This is a genomic window from Micromonospora sp. HUAS YX12, from assembly GCF_040215685.1.
Taxonomy (GTDB): domain Bacteria; phylum Actinomycetota; class Actinomycetes; order Mycobacteriales; family Micromonosporaceae; genus Micromonospora; species Micromonospora tulbaghiae.
On sequence record NZ_CP157974.1, the window covers coordinates 643,582 to 668,258 of the forward strand.

Genomic DNA, 24,677 nt, shown 5'->3' on the forward strand with positions numbered 1-24,677 from the left:
GAAGGGCCCCTTGTTAACACCTCGCTCTCCGCGGGCGTCCGCCGCCGGTGGAGGGCGGCGCGCGTAGGCGGAGGTGTTAACAAGGGGCCCCTGCTCTACCGCAGGCGTTAACAAGGGGCCCTTCCTTACACCTCAGCCGGCCCGGTGGGCCTGGATCGCGCGGCGCCGGGCGAGCCGGTGCGCGCGCCGGATCTCGGCCTCCCGGAAGCGGCGCTCGTCCTCCGGCGTCTCGGGCAGCACCGGGCGGACCGGACGGGGCGCGCCGCCGACGTCGACGCCCACGAAGACCAGGTACGCGGTGGCGACCCGGACCGGCTCGTCCTCGGCCGAGTCCCAGCGCTCGGCGACCACCTTCACCCCGACCTCCATCGAGGTCTGTCCGGTCCAGTTGACCTGTGCGTGCGCGTGCACGAGATCGCCCACCCGGACCGGCTCGGAGAAGACGATCTCGTCGATGGAGGCGGTCACCGCGGTGCCGCCGCTGTGCCGCGCAGCCGCCGCGCCCGCGACGTCGTCCACGAATTTCATGAGTACCCCACCGTGCACGGTCCCGTACAGATTGACATCGACCGCGGTCATGATGCGACTGAGCGTGACGCGGGAGTACGACGTGGGCTTACCCGGCGGGACCGCGGGATGATCTGTCATGCCGGAGACGGTACGGTGCGCGGATGCGACATCTCTGGAGCTTCCTCGCCGGGTTGGCGGTGGCGCCCGTCACCTGGGTGCTCGTCACGCTCGGTCAGGACGGATCTGAGCGGACCGTCGACCGCTGGGTGGAGATCGGGACGTACAGCACGCCGAACCTGATCGAGCCGGCCGTCTATCTGGGCGTCGCCGGCATCCTGCTCGGCCTGCTCGGCACGTTGCGCTTCTCGCCGTTCGGCCCGCTGGTGGCCGGCCTGCTGCTCGCGGTCCCGTACCTCGGGCTGTTCGTCGCGCCGTTCAGCGTGCGGGACCAGGTGCCGGACGACCTCAGGCTGCTCGGTGACCCGCTGCCGCTGCGCGACCCGCTCGACAACGGCACGCTGTTCCTCATCGGCGTGCTGCTGCTGATGGCCGTGTTCAGCACGAGCCGCTGGCGGCGTCCCGCCACACCCCCGGCGGCCGAGGCGGAGCTGACCCCGGCCGTCACACCGGTGGAGCACAAGCCGGCGCTCACCGACTGGCCCCCGGCGCCGGCGAAGGATCCGGACACGCCGCCGCTCACGCTGGCGTACCCCGAGACCCCCACCGAACCCCTGCCCCGCCGTACCGGCAGCGAGTCGCCGTGGTCCGCGCCCCCGCGCGGCGCGGGCCGGCCGGAGGGCACCGAGAGCCGTTGACGAGTGCGGGCGGGCCGGTACGCGACCGGCCCGCCCGCCCGAACGCCTGCGGTCAGCCCTTGAGCAGCTGACGGGCCATCACGATGCGCTGGACCTGGTTGGTGCCCTCGTAGATCTGGGTGATCTTGGCGTCCCGCATCATCCGCTCGACCGGGTAGTCGCGGGTGTAGCCGTAGCCGCCGAGCAACTGGACCGCGTCCGTGGTGATCTCCATGGCGGCGTCCGAGGCGAAGCACTTCGCGGCCGCGCCGAAGTACGTCAGGTCCGCGTCGCCGCGCTCGGACTTGCCGGCGGCGGCATACGTGAGCTGCCGGGCCGCCTCCAGCTTCATGCCCATGTCGGCGAGCATGAACTGGATGCCCTGGAACTCGGCGACCGGCTTGCCGAACTGCTTGCGCTCCTGGACGTAGCCCTTGGCGTAGTCCAGCGCGCCCTGCGCGATGCCGACCGCCTGGGCGGCGATGGTGACCCGGGTGTGGTCCAGCGTCTTCATCGCGGTGGCGAAGCCGGTGCCCTCGGCGCCGATCATGCGGTCGGCCGGGATCCGGACGTTGTCGAAGTAGACCTCACGGGTGGGCGAGCCCTTGATGCCGAGCTTCTTCTCCGGGGCGCCGAAGCTGACACCCGGGTCGGACTTCTCCACCACGAACGCGGAGATGCCCTTCGACCGGGCTGTGGGATCGGTCACGGCGAACACGGTGTAGTACTCGGACACGCCCGCGTTGGTGATCCACCGCTTCACGCCGTTGAGCACCCAGTGGTCTCCGTCACGTACCGCCTTGGTGGTCATCGAGGCCGCGTCGCTGCCCGCCTCCGGCTCGGAGAGGCAGTAGGAGAACATGCCCTCCCCGGCCGCGACCGGGGTGAGGTACTTGCGCTTGAGCTCCTCGGAACCGGCCAGCAGCAGCGGCATGGTGCCCAGCTTGTTCACCGCCGGGATCAGCGAGGACGACGCGCAGGCCCGGGCCACCTCCTCGATCACGATGGCCGTGGCCAGCGCGTCCGCGCCGGCGCCGCCGTACTCGGCCGGGATGTGCGGGGCGTGGAAGTCGGCCGCGCGCAGAGCCTCGTAGGACGCCTTGGGGAACTCACCTGTCTCATCCGCCTCGGCGGCGTGCGGAGCCACCTTGGCCGCACAGACCTCACGGACCGCCTCCCGGATCGCCTCGTGCTCCTCCGGCAACCGGTAGACGTCGAACGACTGCTCTGCGGCCATGTCGGCCCTCCCCTTTCACCGCTATCATGCGCAGTCTGTGCCGCCCGGGGGCCGACGACTGCCGCAGACTGAAGGATAGCCACCGGCCCCGGCCGAACCTTACCGACGGGTAGGCTCACGCCCGAGCCTCGCCCGCCCGACCCCATTACCCTCACAGCAGTTCCCTCGGTGCCCGGCCTCGGCGCCCCAGCAGAATGCGACGCGTGGAAGCGCCGCCAGTGCGAGCGGAGAAGACAGGCGTGACGATTCCGTACCCGAACACCCAGCCGATGCCCGCCATCGCCGCGGTGACCCCGCCGTCCGGCGCCGCCCGCCCGCGGGTGACGTTCCTCGGCACCGGCTACCTCGGTGCGACCTACGCCATCTGCTACGCGGAGCTGGGTTACGAGGTGCTCGGCTTCGACGTCGACGCGGACAAGATCGCCAAGCTCAACGCGGGCGAGGTGCCGATCCACGAGCCGGGCCTCGACGAGCTGCTGCGGCGCAACCTGGCCGCCGGCCGGCTGCGGTTCAGCACCGACATCCAGGAGACCGCCGACTTCGGCGACGTCCACTTCATCTGCGTCGGCACCCCGCAGCGGGCCGACGGGATGGGCGCCGACCTGTCGTACGTCGAGGCGTCCGTGACCAGCCTCGCCCAGCACCTGACCCGCAAGGCGCTGATCGTCGGCAAGTCCACCGTGCCGGTGGGCACCGCCGAGTGGGTCGAGCAGCTCGTCGGCAAGCACACCCCGGCCGACCTCGGCGTCGAGGTGGCGTGGAGCCCCGAGTTCCTCCAGGAGGGCTTCGCCGTCGACGACGTGCTGCGCCCCAACCGGATCGTGGTCGGCGTCAAGAGCGAGTGGGCCAACGGCATGCTCTTCGCCGCCCACAAGGGCGTCTTCGACCTCGCCGCCACCGAGGACCGCGAGGTGCCGCTGGTGGTCACCGACTTCGCCACCGCCGAGCTGGTCAAGGTCGCCGCGAACGCGTTCCTCGCCACCAAGATCTCCTTCATCAACGCGATGGCCGAGGTCTGCGAGGCGGCCGGCGGCGACGTCACCCAGCTCGCCCGCTCGATCGGCTACGACCCGCGCATCGGCAACCGGTTCCTCCAGGCCGGGCTCGGCTTCGGCGGCGCCTGCCTGCCCAAGGACATCCGCGCCTTCCAGGCCCGGGCGCAGGAACTGGGCGCCGGTGAGGCGCTGCGCTTCCTGCACGAGGTCGACCTGATCAACCAGCGCCGCCGCAGCCGCGTGGTGCAGCTCGCCGCCGAACTGCTCGGCCGCCGCTCCGGCCCGGCCGGCCCGGACCTGTCCGGCACCCGGGTCGCGGTGCTCGGCGCCACGTTCAAACCCAACACCGACGACGTACGCGACGCGCCGGCGCTCGCGGTCGCCTCGCTGCTCGGCAAGGCCGGCGCCGACGTGCACGTGTTCGACCCGCAGGGGATCGAGAACGCGCGCCGGGCGGTGCCCGAGCTGACGTACGAGGAGACGATGAACGACGCCGTCCGCGGCGCCGACCTCGTCTGCGTGCTCACCGAGTGGGCCGAGTTCCGCAACGCCGACCCGGTCGCCCTGGGCGAGCTGGCGAACGGCCGCAAGGTGGTCGACGGGCGCAACTGCCTCGACTCGACACTGTGGACGCAGGCCGGCTGGGAGTACCGCGGCATGGGCCGCCCCTGACCCGCTGACCGTACGGACCGGCCGCCGGGGAACGTCTCCCCGGCGGCCGGTCCGTTTTTGTTGTCCGGAACGCGGCGGCAACTGTCGAAATCCCGGCCCACTCAAGGCATGCTGCCTCTGGGAGGTCCACAGTGCGGGGGCACGGGCGGACGGGAGACTGTCGTGGAGAGCTTCAGGTGCGCCTCGTGCGGGCAGGACATCAAGCCCGCCGTCGTCTGCCCGCACTGCGGGGCGCACCAGCCCCAGTGGGCTGAGCACCTGGCCGACATCGAGCGCTCGATCGCCGAGATGAAGGCCCGCGACGCCGAGATCGCCCGGGAGCAGCGGCAGATCGCCGCCAAGATGCAGGCCGCCCTCTTCCAGCGGGACATACTGGCGCACGCCGGTGAGGAACGGATCCGGCAGGCCACCCGGCCACGCCGGGTTCTGCGCCGCCGGCCCGGCCGCCGCCCGCCCACCGCCGCCACCGGCGCGCCGCCCCGGGTGCCCCGCCAGGGCACCCCGCCGCCCGGCCCTCCGGAGGATCTGCCCCCGGCGCCGCCGCGCGGCCGCCCGCGCTGGCTCGACGCGGACGACCCGGAGCACCCGCCCGAGGCGTCCTCGCGCGAGGTGCAGAACATCCCGCTCGGGCTCGGCGCGCTCCTGCTCGGCGTCGCCGCTGTGGTCTTCGCCGCGGTCGCCACCAGCTCGATGGACGCGCTGGCCCGCCTCGGCGTGCTGCTGGTGGCGACGGCGCTGATGCTGCTCGCCCCGCCGGTGCTGGCCCGGCGCGGGCTCACCTCCACCGCCGAGACCATCGCCGCGGTCGGGTTGCTGCTGGTGCCGCTGGCCGGGTACGCACTCTGGGCCGTCGACCGGATCGGCGGCGGTTCCTCGGGTGCCGCGTTCGCCGGGACGATCTTCCTGGTCACCACGCTCGTCGCCCTCGGGTACGCGTACGGGACGGGCCTGCGCGCGCCACGCTTCGCCACCGTGCTGGCCGCCCAGCCGGTGCTGCCCCTGCTGGCGTACGAGCGGATCACCGGGCCGGTCGGCTGGGCGCTGATGCTGACCGTGGTGGCAGTGCTCGACCTGGCGCTCGCGCGCTCGGCGGTGGTACGCGAGCGGCCCGTCCGGCGTGACCTGCCCGCCACCGAGCCGGCACCGCCCGTCCCGCCCCGGCAGCGCGCCGACGACGACCGGCCCGAGTCGGCGCCGGAGGAGTCCGCCGAGGTGCTGGGCGGGGAGACCCCGCCGGGTCCGGCCGCCACCGCCACCGCTAGGCCGGTGCCCTGGCTGCCCGAGCTGACCTGGCTGCTGCACGGCGTGGCGGTCGCGGTCGCGCTGGCGTACGCGGTCACCGGCCTGCTGCGCGCCACCACAGTGCCGCCGGCCGCCGCCGCGGGCACGGTGCTGCTGCTCGCCGCCCTGGTCGCGCTGGCCGGGACGCTGGTGCTGCGCCGGCCGCCGCTGCCGGACGTCGGCGCCGGCATCCTCACACTGGCGGTCATCGGCGCGCTCGGGCGGGTCGCCTCGGTGGCCCTGCCCAGCCGGTCCCTGCTGCTCATCTCCGCCGTCATCGCGCTGACCGGGCTCGCCGTCCGGGCCGTACCGGAGGCGGCCCGGCGTGGTCCGCAGATCGCCTCCGCGGTGGCGCTCACGGTCAGCGGCCTGGTGGTGGCCGGTGGCGCGCTGCGCGCCGGGCTGGCACCGGTCCGGGCCGCCCTGCCCGCCTGGTCGGCGGACCTGAGCGGATGGCACGCCGAGCTGGCCCGGGCGGTCGGCCCGACCGGCTGGCAGCTCGCGGCCAGCGCGCTGCTGCTCACCGTCGCCGCCGTGATCGCGCTGCCGGCCGAGATCCGGCGCGAGTTCGCGGTGGTCGGGGCGGCGCTCACCGCGCTCGCCGTACCCGCCTCGCTCGGTCTGGGCTGGGCGGCGGCCTGCTGGCCGATGCTGCTGACGGCGGTCGCGGTCGGCGTGCTCGGGCTGACCGCACGCACCGAACGGGCCGCGGTGGCACACGCGGTGACAGCGGCCGGGCTGGGCCTGACCGGCGCCGGCGCGGCCCTCGCGCGCCCGGCGCTCACCGCCGCCGCGCTGACGGTGCTGTTCCTGGCCGGGGCACTCGTGTCCCTCGCCCCACGGGTCCGGCTCGCCGCCGCCGCGACGGACACGGTCTGCGCCTGGGCCGCGGGTGGCGGGGCGTTCGCCCTGCCCGGCGCCGTCGCCGCGTTCGTGGCGGCCACCGTGCCGACGCCGCCGGTCGCCACACCGGCGAACCTGCGCGAGATCACCGTGCCGATCCTCGCGGCGAGTTTCCTCGCCGTCTGCGTCACGCTCGGCTACGCCGCCCTGGTGCAGGTGGCGCAGCGGCATCTGAGCATGCCGCACGCGCTCGGCACGGTGCTCGGCACGGTGGCGGTCGCCGCCGCCGCGTTCGGCGCGCCGGGCGCGACCTCGGCCGACGCCTGGGTGGGCAGCCTGCTCCTGGTCGCCGCCGCACTGCTGGCGCTCGCCCCGCGCATCGACGCCGGACGCCGGGCCGACATGTCCCTGGACGGGTCCGACCTGGCGCTGGCCGCCACCACAGTGGCGCTCGTCGCCACGCTGGCCCGGATCGCCGCGGTGCTCGCCCCCGGCGGTCAGCTCGTGGTGGCCTCGGCACTGGTGCTGCTGGTCGCGGTGGCCGCCCGGGCGCTGCCCGAGGAGTGGCGGCGCGGCCCGATCCTCGGCATCGCCGCGGGTGGCACGCTGATCGGATTGATCGCCGCCTGGAGCGCCTTGCGCGGCGGGCTCGGCGTGCTCGCCACGCCCGGCCCGATCTGGGCCGGTGACCTGACCGGCTGGCCGGCCGCGCCGACCGGCGGGTCGACCTGGCAGGCCCCGGTCGCGCTGGCGCTGCTGGCGGTGACAGCGGCCATCCTGCTGCCGCCACCGTGGAAGTACGACGTCTCCGGCCTGGCCGCCGTGCTCGCCACGGTGGGCGCCCCCGCCGCGTTCGACCTGCCCTGGTGGTCCCCGGTGCTGGTCGGCTGCATGGTGGCCACCGTCTACGGCATGGCCGCCGCGGCCGCTGTCGATCCGCGGGCCGCGCTGTCCCGGGCCACGGTGGCCGGGGTGGTGGCGCTGCACGGGGCCGGGGCCGGGCTGGTGCGGCCGTGGACCACAGCGCTGGCGCTGGGCAGCATCGCGCTGATCGGCGCGACGGTGGCCGCCGTGGCCCGCACGCTCGCGCCGTCGCTCGTCGACGACATCCGCACCGAGGGCATGCCGCCGCACCTGGTGCAGGTGGGCGGCGCGGGCGCCGGAGCGGCAGTGCTCGCGCTGCCCGGCGCGGTGGCCGCGCTGGCGGTCGAGTACGGCCGCCCACCGCAGGTGGTGCTCACCGCCGCGCTCGCCGCCGCCAGCATCGGGCTGGCCGCGATCGCGGCGGTACGCCGGCAGGTGCCGCAGTATCTTCCGTACGCGAGCGTCGCGGTGGTCGGCGCGGCCACCGTCACCGCCGCCGCGGCGCTCGCTGTCGGCCTGCCGGCGGGCGTGTTCGCCGCCGCCGCCGCGCTGCTCGGTGTGCTCGCCGAACTGGTACGCGCCGCGACCGTCCCGCCCGCCGGTTCGGGCCGGCCGGTACGCCGCTGGACCGTGCTGCTCAACGGCGCGCTGCGGCGCGACCCGGACGATCCCGAGCTGCGCTGGCGGGTCAGCCCGGCCGCCGGTGCGCTCGCCGCGGCGGCGCTGCCCACCGCGCTGGCCCTGGCCACCGTGGCGCCCTCGCTCGTGGTGGCGTTGTTCTCGCCGTTCGCGGTGCTGAGCCGGGTGTGGCAGGGACCGCCACCGGAGTTGCTGACCCCGCCGCCGGAGGCGGTCAACCCCACGCACGTGCTCACCGCGCTGCTGCTGACGGTGACCGCGGCGCTCGCCGCCACCGGGTTCAGCGGCGGGCGGCGGTCCCGGGCGGTGCCGGTGATCCTGCCGGGCGCGGCGATCACACTGCTGATCACGCCGGTGGCGCTCGGCAAGGGCTGGCCGGTGACCGCGCTGGCCGCGCTCGCGGTGTTCACCATCTCGATGCTCGGGCTGGCGCTCACCCCGCCGCCGGCGCTGGCCGAGCCGGGCCGGTCGATCCGGGTGGCCCGGGTGCTGGTCTTCGCGCTCGGCCTGGCCGCCGGTGGCGCCGGGCTCGCCGGCAGCCTCGCCACGAGCGACCTGACCGTGTTCACGCTCGGCGGCGCGGTCGGCGTGGGTGCCGTCGCCGCGCTGTTCGGCACCACCCAGCGGGCGCGCATCCTGGGCTGGTTGTTCGGCTCGGTGATGGCTCAGCTGTTCGTGCTCACGATCGGCCTGAAGTCCGGGCTGGCGGCCGTCTGGTCCGCGTTCGGGGTGCTCGCGGTCGGTGCGGCGTTGCAGGTGTTCGCCGCCACGCTGCCCCGGTTGCGCCGCCCCGAGGCGTACCGGGAGGCGGCCACCGTCGAGTGGAGCGGCTACGGCGCGGCGCTCATCGCGCTGGCCCTGGCGTACGACTCGCCCCGGCACATCGCCGCGCTGCTGGCTGCCTGGGGCGCGGTCCTCGGGGTGGCGGCCAGCCGTCCGGGACGCCGGCCGATGGAACGCAACCTGCTGTTCTGGGCGGTGGTGGCCTGCGAGATCAGCGCCTGGTGGATCCTGATGCGGGTGGCCGACGTGGCGCTGCCGGAGGCGTACACGCTGCCGTTCGCCGCGCTCGCCCTGCTGGTCGGCGTCCTGCAACTGCGGCACCGGCCCGACCTGTCGAGCTGGGTGGCGTACGGGCCGGCACTGGTCACCGCGTTCCTGCCCACGCTGGCCATCGTGATCGCCACCGACTCCAGCACGGTGCGTCAGGTACTGCTGCTGCTCGGCGCCGTCGCGGTGCTGATCTTCGGCTCCACCAGCCGGCAGCAGGCCCCGGTGATCGTCGGGGCGACCGTGACCGCGATCGCGGCCGTGCACGCGCTGTTCAGCCTCGGCCCGTGGCTGGTGCTGATCCCGGTCGGCATCGTGCTGCTGGTGCTCGGTGCGAGCAACGAACGCCGCCGCCGTGCCCAGGAACGCCTCCAGACCGCGCTGCGCGGCATGCGGTGAGGTTTGGTCCAGCCGGCTCGCGCCCAGGTCCGCGGTACCCTGCGCCATCGCCCTTGACCGGGTCACGCTCCGTGTCGGCAGGGCGCGGCGAGGGTGGTTCCCCTCCGCCCCCTTTGCTCTGCACCCACCGAAGCAGCAGTCACCCGACGTGACGATCTCCGTCGCCGAGCCGTCGGCGTCGAAATGCTGCGCCGCAGGTCGGAGCCGGGCTGCGCCGATGGCTGCAGAGCAAAGTCGGCGGAGGGCACCAACACCCGCCCGCGCGCTCAGTCACGCAGAGCAACCAGCCTCGTTGAGTACGCAGAGTGACGGGTGATCAGGTCAGGGAGGCGCGCAGCGCGGCTTCCTTCCCGGCGACCAGATCCTCCAGGCTCGCCTGATAGGCGGCCATCTTGTCGCGCAGCACCGGGTCGGAGGCGCCCAGGATCCGTACCGCGAGCAGACCGGCGTTGCGGGCGTTGCCGATCGAGACGGTGGCGACCGGCACACCGGCCGGCATCTGCACGATGGACAGCAGCGAATCCATGCCGTCCAGGTACTTCAGCGGCACCGGGACGCCGATCACCGGCAGCGGGGTCACCGAGGCGACCATGCCGGGCAGGTGGGCCGCTCCGCCCGCGCCCGCGATGATCACCTGGACACCACGGCCGGCGGCGGCCCGGCCGTACTCGATCATCTTGACCGGGGTGCGGTGCGCGGAGACCACGCCCACCTCGTACGGCACGCCGAACTCGTCGAGCGCCTCGGCGGCGGCCTTCATGACCGGCCAGTCCGAGTCGCTACCCATGATCAGCCCGACGGTGCTCATCAGTGCCCCTCCTGGAGCCAGCGGGCGGCACGCGCGGCCCGGGCCCGTACGTCGTCGAGGTCGTTGCCGAGCACGGTGACGTGCCCGATCTTGCGGCCCGGGCGGACCTGCTTGCCGTACAGGTGGACCTTGGCCCCGGGCTCGGCGGCGAACAGGTGGTGCAGCCGCTCGTCGATGGACATGCCGCCCGGCTCGCCGCCCAGCACGTTCGCCATCACCACGACCGGCGCGGTCAGCGAGGTGTCCCCCATCGGGTAGTCGAGCACCGCCCGGAGGTGCTGCTCGAACTGCGAGGTCCGGGCCCCCTCGATGGTCCAGTGCCCGGAGTTGTGCGGCCGCATCGCCAGCTCGTTGACGACAAGCCCGGACGGCGTGTCGAACAGCTCCACCGCCAGCAGGCCGACCACGCCGAGCGCGGTGGCCAGGTCGATGGCGAGCTGCTGCGCGGCCACGGCCTGCTCCTCCGGCAGGTCGGGCGCGGGTGCCAGCACCTCGACGCAGATGCCGTCGCGCTGCACCGTCTCCACCACCGGGTACGCGGCGACCTGCCCGAACGGCGACCGCGCCACCTGCACGGCCAGCTCCCGGCGCAGCGCCACCCGCTCCTCCACCAGCAGCGGCGTACCACCGGCGAGCAGCGTGGCGGCCAGCTCGCCGGCCTGGCCGGCGTCGTCGGCCATCCAGACGCCGCGGCCGTCGTAGCCGCCCCGGGCGGCCTTGAGCACCACCGGCCAGCCGGTCTCCTCGCCGAAGGTGACCAGGTCGGCCGGGGACTCCACCGGGCGCCAGGCCGGGTTCGGCGCGCCCAGCTCGCCGAGCCGTTCCCGCATCACCCGCTTGTCCTGCGCGTGCACCAGCGCCTCGGCCGGCGGGAACAGCTTCACGCCCTCGTCGGTCAGGGCACGGATGTGCTCGTTGGGGACGTGCTCGTGGTCGAAGGTGACCACGTCACAGCCCTTGGCGAACGTACGCAGCGCGGCCAGGTCGGTGTGGTCGCCGTACTGGACGTCGGCGGCGACCAGCGCGGCGCCGTCGTCCGGGGCTTGCGCCAGCACGCGCAGCGACTGACCGAGAGCGATGGCGGCCTGGTGGGTCATCCGGGCGAGCTGGCCGCCACCCACCATGCCCACGACGGGGAGACCGGTACGGGAGTCCATAGCGCCGCCAGCCTATAAGGGCCGGTGCCGGGCCGGACCGTGAGGGCGGCCCGGCCCACCCCGCTCAGCCGAGCTGCTCGACCAGCTCCTCGACGCTGGTCACCGGCCGCCGGCAGACGAAGCCCCGGCAGACGTACGCGGCGGGCCGCCCGTCGACGAACGGCCGCCCGGCCAGCAGCGGCACGCCGGGCTGGTCCGGGGCGCCGGCCACCACCACCGCGCCGGGCGGGGCGTGGCGCCGCGCCGCGGCCACCAGCGGGTCGCCCTCCGGGTCGCCGGTCGCCACCGCGATCTCGTACGGCCCGGACAGCAGCGCCTCGCCGACAGTGGCCGCGTACCCGGTGAACCGGGCGTGCCGGTCGACGATCGGCGCGACGGTCTCCAGCGTCTTCCCGGCCGCCTCCCGGTAGCGGGTCTCCCCGGTCAGCGCCGCGTACGCCACGAGCGCCGCGACGATCGCCGACCGGCCCGACGGGGTCGCGTTGTCGGTCGGGTCGGCGGGCCGGGTGACCAGCCGCTCGGCGTCGTCAGCCGTGTCGTAGAAGGCACCGTCCGGGCCGGCGAACCGGGCCAGCGCCACGTCGAGCAGCTCACCGGCCAGGGTCAGCCACCGCCCCTCGCCGGTGAGCTGGTGCAACGCGCAGAACGCCTCGGCGACGCAGCCGTAGTCCTCCAGCACCCCGGCCGGCTCACCCACGATCTTGTCCCGGGAGACCCGGCGCAGCCGGCCGTCCACCAGGTGCACGGCGGCCAGGTGCTCGGCGGCCTCCCGCATCGCGCCGTCCGAGACGATCAGCACGCCGTCCATCAGGTTCGCGTCCTCGTCGTCGGGCGACACGAGGAGCGTGGCGACCTGCTGGAACTCCGCGATGGCGGTGATCGCGAGCCCGTTCCAGGCGGCCACCACCTTGTCGTCGCGGGCCGGCTGGGGACGGGTGTCGCGGGCGGCCAGCAGCCGGCCCACCACGTCCTGCCAGCGGGCCCGCACCTCCGGATCGGCGTCGTCGACGTCCCGGGCCAGCCGCAGCACGCTGGTGCCGTGCTCGAACGTGCCGTCGGCGGTGACCCCGAACAGGTCCGCGGCGAACCGGCCGTCGTCCTCCCCCAGCACCTCGACGAGCTGGTCGGGCGTCCAGACGTAGGTGAGCCCCTCGACGCCCTCGGTGTCCGCGTCGAGGGCCGAGGCGAAGCCCTCACCGGGGCGGTGCAGCTCGTCGGCGAGGAACCGGGCCGTGTCGCGGGCCACCCGGCGGGCCAGCCGGTCGCCGGTGAGCCGCCACAGCTGGGTGTAGACCCGCAGCAGCAGCGCGTTGTCGTAGAGCATCTTCTCGAAGTGCGGCACGGTCCAGTGGCCGTCCACCGAATAGCGGGCGAAGCCGCCGGCGAGCTGGTCGTAGAGGCCGCCGCGAGCCATCGCCTCGCAGGTGTGCCGGACGATCTCCAGGCTGCGCGCCGAGCCGGTGCGCTGGTGGTGCCGGAGCAGGAAGAGCAGGTTCATGTGTGGCGGGAACTTCGGCGCGCCGCCGAAACCGCCGTTCGTCTCGTCGTACTCCTGGGCGAGCTGCCCGGCGGCGGCGTCGAGCAGTTCGGCGGTGAGCGGCGCGGTGACGCCGCCGACGGCCTGCGCGCCGCCGATCGCCTCGACCACGGCGGCACCCTGCCGCAGCACCGCATCGCGCTGGTCACGCCAGGCGGTGGCGACCGAGCCGAGCAGGCGGATGAAGTTGGCGCGGGGGAAGTACGTGCCGCAGAAGAACGGGGTGCCGTCCGGCGTGGCGAAGACGGTCATCGGCCAGCCGCCCTGCCCGGTCATCGCCTGGGTGGCGGTCATGTAGACCGCGTCGACGTCGGGGCGCTCCTCGCGGTCGACCTTGACGCAGACGAAGTCGTCGTTCATCAGCCGGGCCACTGCCTCGTTCTCGAACGACTCGTGAGCCATCACGTGGCACCAGTGGCAAGCCGCGTAGCCGACCGAGATCAGCACCGGCACGTCGCGCCGCTTCGCCTCGGCGAACGCCTCGTCGCACCACGGCCACCAGTCGACCGGGTTGTCGGCGTGCTGGAGCAGATAGGGCGAGGTGGCCTTGGCGAGTCGGTTCACCATCCGACCATAGCGAGCGCGCCGAGCCGGTGCGGCGCGAGTGCGTCGGCCGGGCCGGGACCGGCGTCCCGGCCCGACCGGCGCCTCAGCGGGTGAGGGTGAGCGTCGAGGTGTCGCGCACGGTGAACTCGTTCCAGTATTCGAAGTCGCGGACCAGGATCTCGCTGACCGCCTGGGCGGTGCCGCGCTGGAACTTGACGTCGGCCGGGTAGGTGGTGGCCGACCAGGGAACCACCTGGCCCGGAACGCACGGGATGTGGGGTGAGAAGTAGCCGCGCACCATGCCCGCCTTCTTCTGCTCCTGGACCAGCTCGCCCGCGATGGAGAAGGAGCCCGCCCGGGTGCAGGTGATCGATCCGCGGACGGTGGCGATGCCCTTGTTGTCCACCGTCGCCACCGGGTCGACTGTCAACGTGACGTCGAGCGCCGGCACCGGCGGCGGGTTTCCGATGTGGATCTCACCGCGCAGGCTGCCGGTCGCGCCCTCGCACCGGATCTCGAAGGTGGCGTCGAAGCGCTCGACGTAGTCGAAGGGGCCCCAGGCGGCGTCGAGGACCGTGAACGAACCGGTGCTCTGCGCACAGGAACGCCCCCAGCCGCCGTTGTAGAGGCGGATGCCGGCCGCGTCGCTCCCGTACGCCGGCTGGCCGACGTTCTGGTAGGTGTCACCCGCCTTCAGGGGCTGGCCGGTCGGGGCGATGATGTCGAGGCGCCAGATGTTGTCGGTCTCGCTCCAGAACTCCATCCCGAACCGCTGCTGCTCGCCGCCCCACGCGTTCATCTCGTCGCCGGGCGTCGGCGCGGCGGAGCTGTAGGAGTAGGAGTTGCCGGCGGTGATCGGATCGCCCGGCTCGCCGGTGACGCCGAACGACCAGGACTCCGCCGGCCGAGCCTGCGCCGGCGCGGACATGACCAGGCCGGTGGCGCCGGTGACCAGCGCCATGGTCGAGGCAAGCAGAACCTGTCGCCAGGAACGTCTCATCGTCGTCCTCCCCGTGTGGACGTCAGCAGGGCACACCCGTTGTGCCACCGTGCCAGCAGATTAGGACCAGCCGACCGCCCCCGCTGCCCCGTACGGGCGGGTTGTCGGAGCCCGACGGTCCACGAAAAGTCTTCCCCAATTCACATTCGTCTATTTAAATCGGCGCATGCCCGGTGTCCCCCACACCGGTCCGTCCGAAGGAGACGGTCATGCGAAGACTCCCCGTCCTGGTCACCGCCCTCGTCGTCGCCGTCGCCGCGACCACATCCGCAGCCGGCACCGCGTCCGCGGACGTCCCGCCGCAGACACGCCTGTCCGCCGGCACCGGCGTCGGCATCCACAACGCGTACGAACGCGGCACCTACACCTACCTGGCCCAGGCGCTCGACGCCCGGCCCGGCCTGATCGAGCTCGACGTCTGGCCGGACGTGCTGACCCGGCAGTGGCGGGTCAGCCACAGCAACCCGCTCGGCAACGACAACAACTGCGTCGCCGCCACCAGCGCCGCCCAGCTCTACACCGGCACCCGGAACAAGAATCTCGAACACTGCCTGGACGACATCCGCATCTGGCTCGGCGCGCACCCCGACGCCGGACCGCTGATCCTCAAGCTGGAGCTCAAGACCGGCTTCAGCGGCCGTACCGGGCAGGGGCCGGCGCAGCTCGACGCGGTGCTCGCCGCCCGGCTCGGCGACCGGGTGTTCCGCCCGGCCGACCTGCTCGGCGGCCACCCCAGCCTGGACGCCGCCGCCCGGGCCGACGCCTGGCCCACCCGGAGCCAGCTCGCCGGCAGGGTGATCGTGGAGCTGATCCCCGGCACCGTCGAGGAGGGCAACCCGACCGACACGCTCTGGACCGACGTCGAGTACGCCCGCCACCTGGCCGCCCTGGCAGCGGCCGGCACGCTGGGCAGCGCCCGCGCGTTCCCGGCCGTGCACCGGGCGCAGGCCGGCGACCCGCGCACCCGGTACGCCGACGCGAGCCTGCGGCAGTGGTTCGTGCTCTTCGACGGCGACGCCACCGCGTACGTCAGCGGCGGGATCGACACCGCCTGGTACCACGCCAACCACTACCTGCTGGTCATGACCGACGCGCAGAACGTCCCGCCGGCGGTCGGCACGGGCGACGCCGGAGCGGCGGCGGCCCGGGTCGCCGAGCTGGCCCGCAAGCACGCCAGCATCGCCTCCGCCGACTGGGCGACACTGCCCACAGTCCTCGACGACGTGCTGCCCCGGGGTTGAGCCCTCCCCGCGCCGCCGGACCGCTCCGGCGGCGCGGGCCCCGGCTCAGGAGGCGCCGTCGGCGCGCAGCGGGAAGACGTTCCCCGGGGCCGCGTCGCGTAGCGACCCCAGCACCGCGGCGATCTTGTCGGCCGGCATCGGCTTGAAGAAGTGGTAGCCCTGCGCGGCGGTGCAGCCCAGCTCGGCCAGCGCGATGCGCTGCTCGGCGGTCTCCACGCCCTCGGCCACCACCCGCAGGCCCAGTTCGTGGGCCAGCCCGACGGTGGTCCGGACGATCGCCGCCGCCTCCGGCGAGTCGGCCATCCGGAGCACGAACGAGCGGTCCACCTTCAACTCGTCGACAGCGATCCGGGTGAGGAACGTCAGCGACGAGAACCCGGTGCCGAAGTCGTCCACGGCGAGCTGCACACCCATGGCACGCAGCGTGGCCAGCACCTCGTCGATGACCTCCAGCTCGCTCATCACCACCGTCTCGGTGATCTCCAGAACCAGCCGGCGCGGCGGCACCTGGTGGCGGCGCAGCGCCTCCTCGATCTCGGCGGGCAGCCGGGGGTCGAGCAGGCTGCGCGCGGACAGGTTCACCGAGATCGGGACGTCCAGCCCGTCCCGCGCCCAGCCGGAGGCGACCGCCAGCGCCTTGTCCAGCACGTACCGGGTGAAGCTGCCGAGCTGCTCGCTGTTCTCCACCGGGCGGATGAAGTCGGCCGGGCCGAGCCAGCCCCGGCGCGGATGCCGCCACCGGATCAGCGCCTCCACGCCGGTCGGCGCGCCGGTCGCCAGGTCCACCGCCGGCTGCAACGCCAGCACCAGCTGGTCGTCGGCGGCCAGGGCCTCCCGCATCTCCGCGAGCAACGCCAGGTGGTCGGTGCTCGCCGCGTCGCGGGAGCTGTCGTACGCGGCGACGCTGCCGCCGCCCTCCTTCGCCTGGTACATGGCGATGTCGGCCCGCCGCAGCAGCTCGGTCAGGTCGGCGGCGCCCGCGTCGGCGACCACCACGCCCACCGCCACCTCGACGGACATCCGCACCCCCGCCACCTCGGTCGGTGCGGCGAGGCGCTCGGCGACCTCCCGGGCCTGGCGCAGCGCGTACGCCAGCGGCGCCGTCCGGTCCTCGACCAGCGGCACCGAGGTCAGCAGCAGGGCGAACTCGTCGCCGCCGAGGCGCCCGAGCAGGTCACCCGGCCGGGTCAGCGCGGCGAGGCGGTTGGAGGTGAGCCGCAGCAACTGGTCGCCCGCCGAGTGCCCGAGCGTGTCGTTGACCTCCTTGAACTGGTTCACGTCGAGCAGCAGCAGCGCCACCGGGTGGTCGTGCGCGCGCTGCCGCAGCGCCTGGTCCCCCTTGGCCAGCAGCGCCGCCCGGTTGAGCAGTCCGGTGAGCTGGTCGTGCACCGCGTCGTACGACGAGCGGGCGGTGACCAGACGCAGCTCCCGGTGCGTGGCGGCGTCGTGCAGGGCGGCGGCCAGGGCGTCGCCGAAGGCCGCCACGCCGTCACGTTCCCGGGCGCTCGGCGGGGCGGACCGGGCGAACCGTACCCGCAGGCGGCCGACCTCGGCCGGTCCCACCGCGAGGCGGCGCACCAGTTCGTGCTCCCCCGCGTCGGCACCACCGGACGGCTCCACCTCCCGGTCGCGTACCTGCCCGCCGCGGTCGCCCCGGTAGCGGCGCCAGCGTCCCTCGCCCCGGGCCACGTCGACCTCGACCAGTTCCGCGCCGAACAGGGTGAGCGCGCCGGTCACCGCGGCGGTCGCCACGCCGCGCTCGTCGAGCTGGTTGAGCGCGGCGGTGGCCTCGGCGAACGCCCGCCAGGTGCGCCGCTCCTGGTCGGCCCGGAGCCGGTGGCGGTAGGTCTGCTGGAGTAGCCAGAGCGGCGGCGGCAGGAGCAGCAGCCACCGCGCGTCGAGTTCGAGCAGCGCGACGACCACCAGGCCGACCGCCACGTTGCCGACGAACATGAGCAGCTTGCCGCGCAGCGCGGCGAGCAACGGCGGCCCGATCGCGATGCCGTGCCGCAGGGCCAGCGTGACGGCGCCCAGGAAGGCGGTGGTCAGCAGGTACGTGACCGCGGCGGCGGTGAGCGTGAGCGCCAGCTCCGGGGTGGGCGCGGCGAGCAGCGGCGGTCCGAGCGCGGTGGCGACGGCCGCGGCGAGCGCGGTGGCGGCGGTGAGCGAACCGGCGATCCCGACCAGTTCCAGTGCGGGACGGCGGTCGGAGACCACTGACATCACGGTCCAGGCGGCGCCCACGCCCAGCAGGGCGGCGGCCGGGAGCCAGCCCGCCGGCACCAGCCACAGGCAGACCACGAGCGCGGCCTCGCCCCAGGTGATGCTCACCATGCCCGAGGCGCTGCGGAAGCGCAGCCGGGCGAGCTGGGCCACCGCGAACGCGGCGGTGGCGATGCCGAAGCGCGCCGGACCGGGCAGTGGGTGGTCGGCCGGCAGGTGCGACGGGACGGTGAGGCCGAGCGCGGCGGCGAGCAGACCGGTCAGCGCGACCGCGACGGTGAGCAGGACGACGCCCACCGGTGTCCCGCGCAGGCCGATCCGGTCGGGGGAACGGTCGGCCGGCTCGGTGGTCACGGGGCCGCCCCGTCGACGGGTCGGGCCGGGACATGGTCGGGGGCCGGTGCTGTCTTCGACATCGGCGTCCCCTTCCGCGCAGGGTCCGGGGCCTGACGGTCCCCCCGGCGGAAGGCTAAGCCAAAGCCGGTGGTCGCAACAGGGGGCGACGACCGGCTTCGACGTGATTCACGCGGTGTTCAGCTGTTCCGGTGCTGCTGGGAGCCGTTGGGCGTGTTCGTCGGTGAATCCTGCTCGACGAGCCCGTCTGTCGGATCGGCGACTGCGGAATCGGCCCGGCCCGGGGCGCCCTGCTGCGGGAAGCGGTCGGGCAGCCGGCGCAGCCGGGCGTTCATGTTGCGGATCAGCAGGACGGTGACGGTGGCCAGCGCGACGATGAGGAAGAGGCCCATCGGACCGGCCAGACCACCCGTACGGGTGTCACCGAAGTTGTTCTGCGCGAGCACCTCGACGGTGGTCAGCATGGTGTTCCTCCGATGTGCGGCTGAGCACCAGGGTAGACCCCGGCCGGGTCAGTGGGCACGGCACGCCTCACGTACGCCCGCGAACAGGTCGGACTCGGGCAGCGGGCTGTCGACCAGCGACCGGGCGAGTTGGAAGTCCTCCGTCGGCCAGGCGCGCTTCTGCAGCTCCATCGGCACCTGGAACCAGAAGCCGTCCGGGTCGATCTGGGTGGCGTGCGCGCGCAGCGCGTCGTCGCGCACCGGGAAGTAGTCGGCGCACTCGACCCGGGTGGTGATCCGGGCGCCCTTGTCGGGGCGCTCGTCCCAGCGCTTGATCCACTCGCCGTACGGCGATTCGAGCCCGGCGGCGAGCACCGCCTCGTGCAGGCTCATGATCTTGGCGCGGGAGAAGCCCACGTCGTAGTAGAGCTTCAGCGGCTGCCACGGTTCGCCCAGGTCGGGGTGGCGCTCCGGGTCACCGGCCGCGTCGAACGCCGCCACGGTGATCTTGTGGGTCATGATGTGGTCGGGGTGCGGGTAGCCGCCCTCCTCGTCGTACGTGGTGACGACGTGCGGGCGGAACTGCCGCATCAGGCGCACCAGCGGCGCGGCGGCGACGTCCACGTCCTGGAGGGCGAAGCAGCCCTCCGGCAGCGGCGGCAGCGGGTCGCCCTCGGGCAGCCCGGAGTCGACGAAGCCGAGCCACGCCTGCTCGACGCCGAGGATCGCCCGGGCGGCGTCCATCTCGGCCCGCCGGATGTCACCGATGTTCGCCCAGACGTCGGGGCGGTCCATCTTGGGGTTGAGTACGCTGCCCCGCTCGCCACCGGTGGCGGTGACGACCAGGACGTCCACCCCCTCGGCGACGTATTTCGCCATCATGGCGGCGCCCTTGCTCGACTCGTCGTCGGGATGGGCGTGCACCGCCATGAGACGCAGCTGTTCTGCCACCTTCGGCGCTCCTCGTCTGTGCCCGCCGACCGGCCCCCGGGCCGACCGGCTGACCTGCCGGAATCTCCCCCCGCGCCCGCGAAAGCCCCCGTGACGGCCGGCCCGACCCGCCACCGGAGTGGCCAGGGCCACGCCCGCCGGTCCAGGCCGACCTGCCATCCTTGACTCAGCGCCGGGCTGGGAAGATGGACCTAGCCATTCTTGCCGATACCGCCGACAACAACGCCAGGAGATACCCGCCGGTGAGCGAGACGCACGCCACAGTCGCCGCGGAGGCGCCGGTCTTCCCGCCGGGCCGCTACGGCCGCCGCCGGGAGCCGGGACGCCGCCGGCCACTCCTGCTCGCCCTCACGGTGACGGTCCTGCTCGCCGTCCTCGGGCTGGGCGCGGCGAAGCTCTACTACCAGTACGGCGACCCGGAGTACCAGGGCGAGATGATCAGCTACACCGACATCACCGACTCCCGGGTGGTGGTCGACTTCCGGGTCACCGTGCCGCCGGGCGGCTCCGCCACCTGTCTGCTGCGGGCCCGCTCCCACGACGGGGCCCAGGTGGGCAGCGCCGAGGCCACGGTGACCGCGGAGCCCGGCCAGCGCCACATCCGGACCCGGCAGGAGGTGCCCACGAGCGCCCGGCCGTTCATCGGCGAGGTCCTGCGCTGCCGGCCCGCCGGCTGAGCCGGACCGCCGGCGAGTCGCCGGCCCCCACACCCCGGTCCCCATCACCGGCACCCGGGGTGATTGAGCACACCTCGACGTGGCCTGCACTGGTAGCCTTGCAAGTTCACCTGTCAGCCAGTCCGCACCAATCGAGGAGACCGCCTGTGTCCACAAATGGAAACGAGGCGCCCGCCACCTGGCTGTCCCAGGACGCCTACGACCGTCTGCAGGCCGAGCTCGACGAGCTGATCGCCAACCGGCCGGTCATCGCCGCCGAGATCAACGCCCGGCGCGAGGAGGGCGACCTGCGGGAGAACGGTGGCTACCACGCCGCCCGTGAGGAGCAGGGCAAGGCCGAGGGCCGCATTCTCTACCTCAAGGAGCTGCTGCGCACCGCCAAGGTCGGTGAGGCGCCGGACGCCGACGCGGTGTCGCCGGGCATGGTCGTGAAGATCTACTTCGACGACGACGCCGACGACAGCGAGACCTTCCTGCTCGGCTCCCGGGAGATCGCCTCCACCACCGACCTCACGGTCTACAGCCCCGAGTCCGCGCTCGGCAAGGCGATCCTCGGCGGCAAGGCGGGGCAGACCTGCACCTACACCGCGCCCAGCGGCGCCGATATCAAGGTGACCATCGTCTCCTTCGAGCCGTACAGCGGCTGACCCCTCCGGACCCGCGCCGGATGGCTCGGGTCCGAACCCGACCGAGGCTGACAGGCCCTCCTCGGACCCGAGCCGCACACCCGAACGCCCCGACCGGATCATCCGGCCGGGGCGTTCGGTTCCGCTGTGGCGTCGGCGTTCCGCCGACGGCTCAGCCCTCGCCGGTGAAGACCACCTGGTAGCCGCTGGCCCGCAACGCGCTGATCAGCGTGTCCGAGTGCTCCACCCCGCGGGTCTCCACGGACAGGGCCACCTCCACCTCGCCGAGGCGCAGGTGCGGGTTGGCGCGCTGGTGCACCACGTCCACCACGTTGGCCCGGTGCTCGGCGATCTCGCCGAGCAGGGACGCGAGCTGGCCGGGCCGGTCCGTACAGCGCACGGTGATCCGCAGGAACCGGCCGGCCGCCGCCAGGCCGTGCTCGATCACCCGGAGCATGAGCAGCGGGTCGATGTTGCCACCGGAGAGCACCGCGACGACCGGCGCTGTCACCTCCACCGCGCCGGCCAGCAGCGCCGCCACGCCGACGGCGCCGGCCGGCTCGACGACCTGCTTGCCGCGTTCCAGCAGCATCAGCAACGCCCGGGAGATGTCCTCCTCGGAGACCGTGACGACGTCGTCGACGAGCTTGCGGACATGGGTGAAGGTCAGCTCGCCCGGACGGCCGACGGCGATCCCGTCGGCGATCGTCGCGAACGAGGGCAGCCGCAGCGGCTCGCCGGCCCGCAGCGACGGCGGGAAGGCGGCGGCGCTCGCCGCCTGGACCCCGATCACGCGTACGTCGGGACGCAGCGCCTTGGCCGCCACCGCCATGCCCGAGACCAGCCCGCCGCCGCCCACCCCGGTCACGATGGTGCGCACGTCCGGGCACTGTTCGAGGATCTCCAGCGCCACGGTGCCCTGCCCGGCGATCACGTCCGGGTGGTCGAACGGGTGGATGAACACCGCTCCGGTCCGCTCGGCGAAGGTCTGCGCCGCGACGAGCGACTCGTCCACCGTGTTGCCGACCAGCTCGATCTGCGCGCCGTACCCCTTCGTCGCGGCGACCTTCGGCAGCGGCGCGTTCACCGGCATGAAGACGGTGGCGCGCGCGCCGACCAGCCCGGCGGCGAGCGCCACCCCCTGGGCGTGGTTGCCGGCGCTCGCCGCGACCACGCCGCGGGCCCGCTCCTCGGCCGAAAGGCGGGAGATCCGCACGTACGCGCCGCGCACCTTGTACGACCCGGCGCGCTGGAGGTTCTCGCACTTGAGCCAGACCGGCCCGCCGAGCGCGGCGCTGAGCGGCCGGGAGGGCTCCAGCGGGGTGGTACGGGTGACACCGGCGAGCAGTTCCCGCGCGGCCTGTACGTCGGCGAGACCGACCAGTTCCGTCATGCCCCGATCGTGCCACCCGGGGCGGGCGGAACCTGCGGCGACGTCGCCGAGGCACCGTCCGCGCCGTCCCGCGGACCAGCGGGCCCGAAGGCGGCGGGCGCGGCAGGCGCGAAGGCGGCCGTCGCGGCGGGCATCGGCGCAACCGGCGCCGGCGCGGCGGGCGCGGGCCAGCCCGGGTGACCGGGCCAGACCGGCTGCCCGGGCCACGCCGGCACGGCCCGCGCGAGCCGGTCCTGCTGGGCGGCGGAGATCCGGCGGATCAGCACGACGAACGCGATGCCGGCGACCAGGCAGGCCACCGCCGGCACCAGCCGGGGCCCCAGCGCGTCCTCGTAGAAGCGCACGTACGTGCCGAACTCCGCGTCGTTGCGGGGCAGCTCGGTCAGCCGGTCGTAGCGCTGCTGCTCGGCCCGGGCGACGAACCGGTCACCGATCAGGAACACCAGCCAGCTCGCCCACCACACCCCGACCAGCCACGACTGGCGGCGCCGCCAGACGCTGTTGCGGAGCAGGTCGGCGAGCACCCGGGCCGGTACGACGAGGTTGGCCAGCGGCACCAGCCAGCCGGCGATCGCCCACGCCGGGCCGAGGTTCGGCACGGTGCCCGGGAACGCGTCCAGGTTCTTGCGGGCCCGCCAGGTCCAGATCACCACGAGCGTCCCCGCGGTCAGCAGGGCGAGCAGGTAGGGCACCGAGAACAGCACCTCGGCCAGCACCGCGCCGAGCAGCACGTCCCGGTCGAGCTGCTCGGCGGCCGAGCGGGCGATCCGCACACCCACCAGCGGGAACAGGGCCGTGAGCAGGTAGCACAGGGTGGCGGCGCCGACCGCGAACGCGCCGGCCACGGCCAGACCACGTACGCCGTACGTGGGCACGCCGGGGCTCACGGCGGGCTGACCGACTCGGGTACCGCAGCGCCGGCACTCCTCATAGGCCGGGGACGTGGCGTCCCCGCAGGTCTGGCAGTTCATCGGGGACCGTCCGAGGTGGTGTGCGCGACAGGGGTGCGCACACGCTAGACGATCACGCGGTGGCCGGCGACCCCGTTCCGACGCGGGGATAGCCGGGGGCGTGCCGGGCCCACGGCGCCTGCATCTCGAACTGGCCGGCCACCCCGAGCAGCAGCAGTTCGGAGCCGGGCGGGCCGACGAACTGCACGCCCACCGGCAGGCCGTCCGGGCGGCGCCCGACCGGCACCACGATCGACGGGAGCCCGGCGATGTTCCACGGCGCCGCGTACGGGGCGTACCTGATGTTGGTCGACATGTTCGCCAGCCAGGAGCGGCCGGACCACCCGGCGGCCTCCGGCGGCGGCCCGGCCAGCGCCGGGGTGAGCAGCAGGTCGATCGAGTTGTCGGCGAAGAAGTGCACCGACCGTTCGCGCCAGGCGGCCCGGTCGGCCTCCCGCACGTACCCCCGGCGCTGCGCCCACTCGCCGAGCGTGACGTGCCGGCGGCTGCGCCGCTGGAGTTGCCGCGGCGCCACCCCGGCGGCGCGCACGTCGGCGGCGGCCGCCGCGAACCAGGTGGCGATGCCCTGGAGGCCGAGCCGGGTCGGGTAGACCGGGTCGGCGGGCACGGTGTCGTGGCCGGCGGCGGCCAGCAGGCGGCCGGCGGCGGCGACCGCGTCCCGGTTCGGCGCGTCCGGCGAGACGCCGCGTACCGGCGAGCGCAGCGAGACGCCCACCCGCAGCCGCTCCGGCGGGACCAGCTTGTCCGGCCGGCGTCCGGCCAGCACCGAGAAGCCGACCACCGCGTCGGCCACGGTGCTGGTCAGCATGCCGTGCTCGGTGAGGCCGAACCAGTCGTCCGCGCCGAGCTGGCAGGGCACCACGCCCCGGCCGGGCTTGAGCCCGACCAGGCCGCAGCAGGCCGCCGGGATGCGGATCGAGCCGAGACCGTCGTTGCCGTGGGCCATCGGCACCAGCCCGGCGGCCACCGCGGCGGCCGCGCCGCCGGACGAGCCGCCGGGGGTACGCGCCGGATCCCACGGGTTGCGGGTCACAGCGGTGTCGTCGTCGGTGAGGGCCCACAGGCCCAGCTCCGGCATCCGGGTCACGCCGAGGATGACAGCGCCCGCGCCGCGCAGCCGCCGGACCACCTCGTGGTCGGCCTCCGCGACCTCGGTACGCATCGCGGCCGACCCGTTCCAGGTGGGCAGGCCGGCCACCGGCGTGTTCTCCTTGACCGCCACCGGCACGCCGGCCAGCGGCAGGTTCGCCAGTTCCTCCTGCTCGTCGACCTTCTCCGCCTCGGTGATCGCCTCGCCGCCGCGTACCGTGCGGAACGCGGCCAGCTCGGCGTCGGCCCGGGCGACGTGATCCAGGTGGTCGGCGACGACCTGGGTGGCGGAGACGTCGCCACGGCGTACCGCCCGGGCGATCTGTTTCGCGGTCGTCCCGACCCAGGTCGTCGGCAAGATGTCCGGCACTGCCACC

General features: G+C 74.1%; 18 protein-coding genes. 6 read left to right on the forward strand and 12 right to left on the reverse strand.

Annotation, left to right across the window (positions count from 1 at the left end; translation table 11 throughout):
- Window positions 1-132 precede the first annotated feature (132 nt).
- A complete protein-coding gene (locus tag ABIH81_RS03165) occupies window positions 133-648 on the reverse strand; it encodes an acyl-CoA thioesterase (RefSeq protein WP_349878938.1) in 516 nt (171 codons plus the stop codon).
- A 23-nt stretch (window positions 649-671) separates the two neighbouring features.
- On the opposite strand from ABIH81_RS03165, the gene ABIH81_RS03170 reads away from it, so the two are divergent.
- On the forward strand, window positions 672-1,325 hold the full coding sequence (locus tag ABIH81_RS03170) for a hypothetical protein (RefSeq protein WP_349878939.1): 654 nt from the start codon (window positions 672-674) through the stop codon (window positions 1,323-1,325).
- A gap of 52 nt (window positions 1,326-1,377) precedes the next feature.
- On the opposite strand, the gene ABIH81_RS03175 is transcribed toward ABIH81_RS03170, so the two are convergent.
- Window positions 1,378-2,541, reverse strand: a complete 1,164-nt coding sequence (locus ABIH81_RS03175) for an acyl-CoA dehydrogenase family protein (RefSeq protein WP_349878940.1) — start codon at window positions 2,539-2,541, stop codon at window positions 1,378-1,380.
- 239 nt (window positions 2,542-2,780) lie between these two features.
- Between ABIH81_RS03175 and ABIH81_RS03180 the strand changes: the two genes are divergently transcribed.
- Window positions 2,781-4,208, forward strand: coding sequence for a UDP-glucose/GDP-mannose dehydrogenase family protein (locus tag ABIH81_RS03180; RefSeq protein ID WP_120571563.1), 1,428 nt, complete (start codon window positions 2,781-2,783; stop codon window positions 4,206-4,208).
- Between the two features lie 162 nt (window positions 4,209-4,370).
- Window positions 4,371-9,284, forward strand: coding sequence for a permease (locus tag ABIH81_RS03185; protein ID WP_349878941.1), 4,914 nt, complete (start codon window positions 4,371-4,373; stop codon window positions 9,282-9,284).
- A gap of 316 nt (window positions 9,285-9,600) precedes the next feature.
- Here the strand turns inward: ABIH81_RS03185 and purE are convergent, their stop codons facing one another.
- The 4 genes from purE to ABIH81_RS03205 form a co-directional block, all read right to left on the reverse strand.
- Complete coding sequence (gene purE, locus ABIH81_RS03190; protein ID WP_349878942.1) at window positions 9,601-10,092, reverse strand: 5-(carboxyamino)imidazole ribonucleotide mutase; 492 nt, start codon at window positions 10,090-10,092, stop codon at window positions 9,601-9,603.
- Window positions 10,092-11,249: a 5-(carboxyamino)imidazole ribonucleotide synthase gene (locus ABIH81_RS03195; RefSeq protein WP_349878943.1), complete on the reverse strand. Its 1,158-nt coding sequence runs from the start codon at window positions 11,247-11,249 to the stop codon at window positions 10,092-10,094. The genes purE and ABIH81_RS03195 overlap by 1 nt, the downstream gene beginning before the upstream one ends.
- A gap of 64 nt (window positions 11,250-11,313) precedes the next feature.
- Entirely contained in the window at window positions 11,314-13,350 is a 2,037-nt protein-coding gene (locus ABIH81_RS03200; RefSeq protein ID WP_349878944.1) for a thioredoxin domain-containing protein, read from the reverse strand.
- Between the two features lie 85 nt (window positions 13,351-13,435).
- Window positions 13,436-14,332 carry a hypothetical protein gene (locus ABIH81_RS03205; RefSeq protein WP_349878945.1) on the reverse strand — a complete coding sequence of 299 codons (897 nt, stop codon included), beginning with the start codon at window positions 14,330-14,332 and terminating at the stop codon, window positions 13,436-13,438.
- Between the two features lie 209 nt (window positions 14,333-14,541).
- Between ABIH81_RS03205 and ABIH81_RS03210 the strand changes: the two genes are divergently transcribed.
- A complete protein-coding gene (locus ABIH81_RS03210) occupies window positions 14,542-15,573 on the forward strand; it encodes a phosphatidylinositol-specific phospholipase C domain-containing protein (RefSeq protein ID WP_349878946.1) in 1,032 nt (343 codons plus the stop codon).
- 45 nt (window positions 15,574-15,618) lie between these two features.
- On the opposite strand, the gene ABIH81_RS03215 is transcribed toward ABIH81_RS03210, so the two are convergent.
- From ABIH81_RS03215 to mca, 3 genes are all read right to left on the reverse strand, one after another.
- On the reverse strand, window positions 15,619-18,114 hold the full coding sequence (locus tag ABIH81_RS03215; protein ID WP_349880990.1) for a bifunctional diguanylate cyclase/phosphodiesterase: 2,496 nt from the start codon (window positions 18,112-18,114) through the stop codon (window positions 15,619-15,621).
- Between the two features lie 215 nt (window positions 18,115-18,329).
- The gene (locus ABIH81_RS03220; protein ID WP_349878947.1) at window positions 18,330-18,614 is read right to left on the reverse strand and encodes a hypothetical protein; all 285 of its coding nucleotides are present in this window, start codon (window positions 18,612-18,614) and stop codon (window positions 18,330-18,332) included.
- Between the two features lie 48 nt (window positions 18,615-18,662).
- A complete protein-coding gene (gene mca, locus ABIH81_RS03225) occupies window positions 18,663-19,544 on the reverse strand; it encodes a mycothiol conjugate amidase Mca (protein WP_349878948.1) in 882 nt (293 codons plus the stop codon).
- 242 nt (window positions 19,545-19,786) lie between these two features.
- Between mca and ABIH81_RS03230 the strand changes: the two genes are divergently transcribed.
- A complete protein-coding gene (locus ABIH81_RS03230; RefSeq protein ID WP_349878949.1) occupies window positions 19,787-20,221 on the forward strand; it encodes a DUF4307 domain-containing protein in 435 nt (144 codons plus the stop codon).
- A gap of 146 nt (window positions 20,222-20,367) precedes the next feature.
- Window positions 20,368-20,868, forward strand: coding sequence for a transcription elongation factor GreA (gene greA / locus ABIH81_RS03235; protein WP_018787521.1), 501 nt, complete (start codon window positions 20,368-20,370; stop codon window positions 20,866-20,868).
- A gap of 151 nt (window positions 20,869-21,019) precedes the next feature.
- Here the strand turns inward: greA and ilvA are convergent, their stop codons facing one another.
- From ilvA to ABIH81_RS03250, 3 genes are all read right to left on the reverse strand, one after another.
- Window positions 21,020-22,240 (reverse strand): threonine ammonia-lyase, encoded by a 1,221-nt coding sequence (gene ilvA / locus ABIH81_RS03240; protein WP_349878950.1) that lies wholly within the window; start codon window positions 22,238-22,240, stop codon window positions 21,020-21,022.
- Complete coding sequence (locus ABIH81_RS03245) at window positions 22,237-23,115, reverse strand: DUF4328 domain-containing protein (protein ID WP_349878951.1); 879 nt, start codon at window positions 23,113-23,115, stop codon at window positions 22,237-22,239. The genes ilvA and ABIH81_RS03245 overlap by 4 nt, the downstream gene beginning before the upstream one ends.
- A gap of 148 nt (window positions 23,116-23,263) precedes the next feature.
- Window positions 23,264-24,676: an amidase family protein gene (locus ABIH81_RS03250; RefSeq protein ID WP_349878952.1), complete on the reverse strand. Its 1,413-nt coding sequence runs from the start codon at window positions 24,674-24,676 to the stop codon at window positions 23,264-23,266.
- Window position 24,677: the final 1 nt, after the last annotated feature.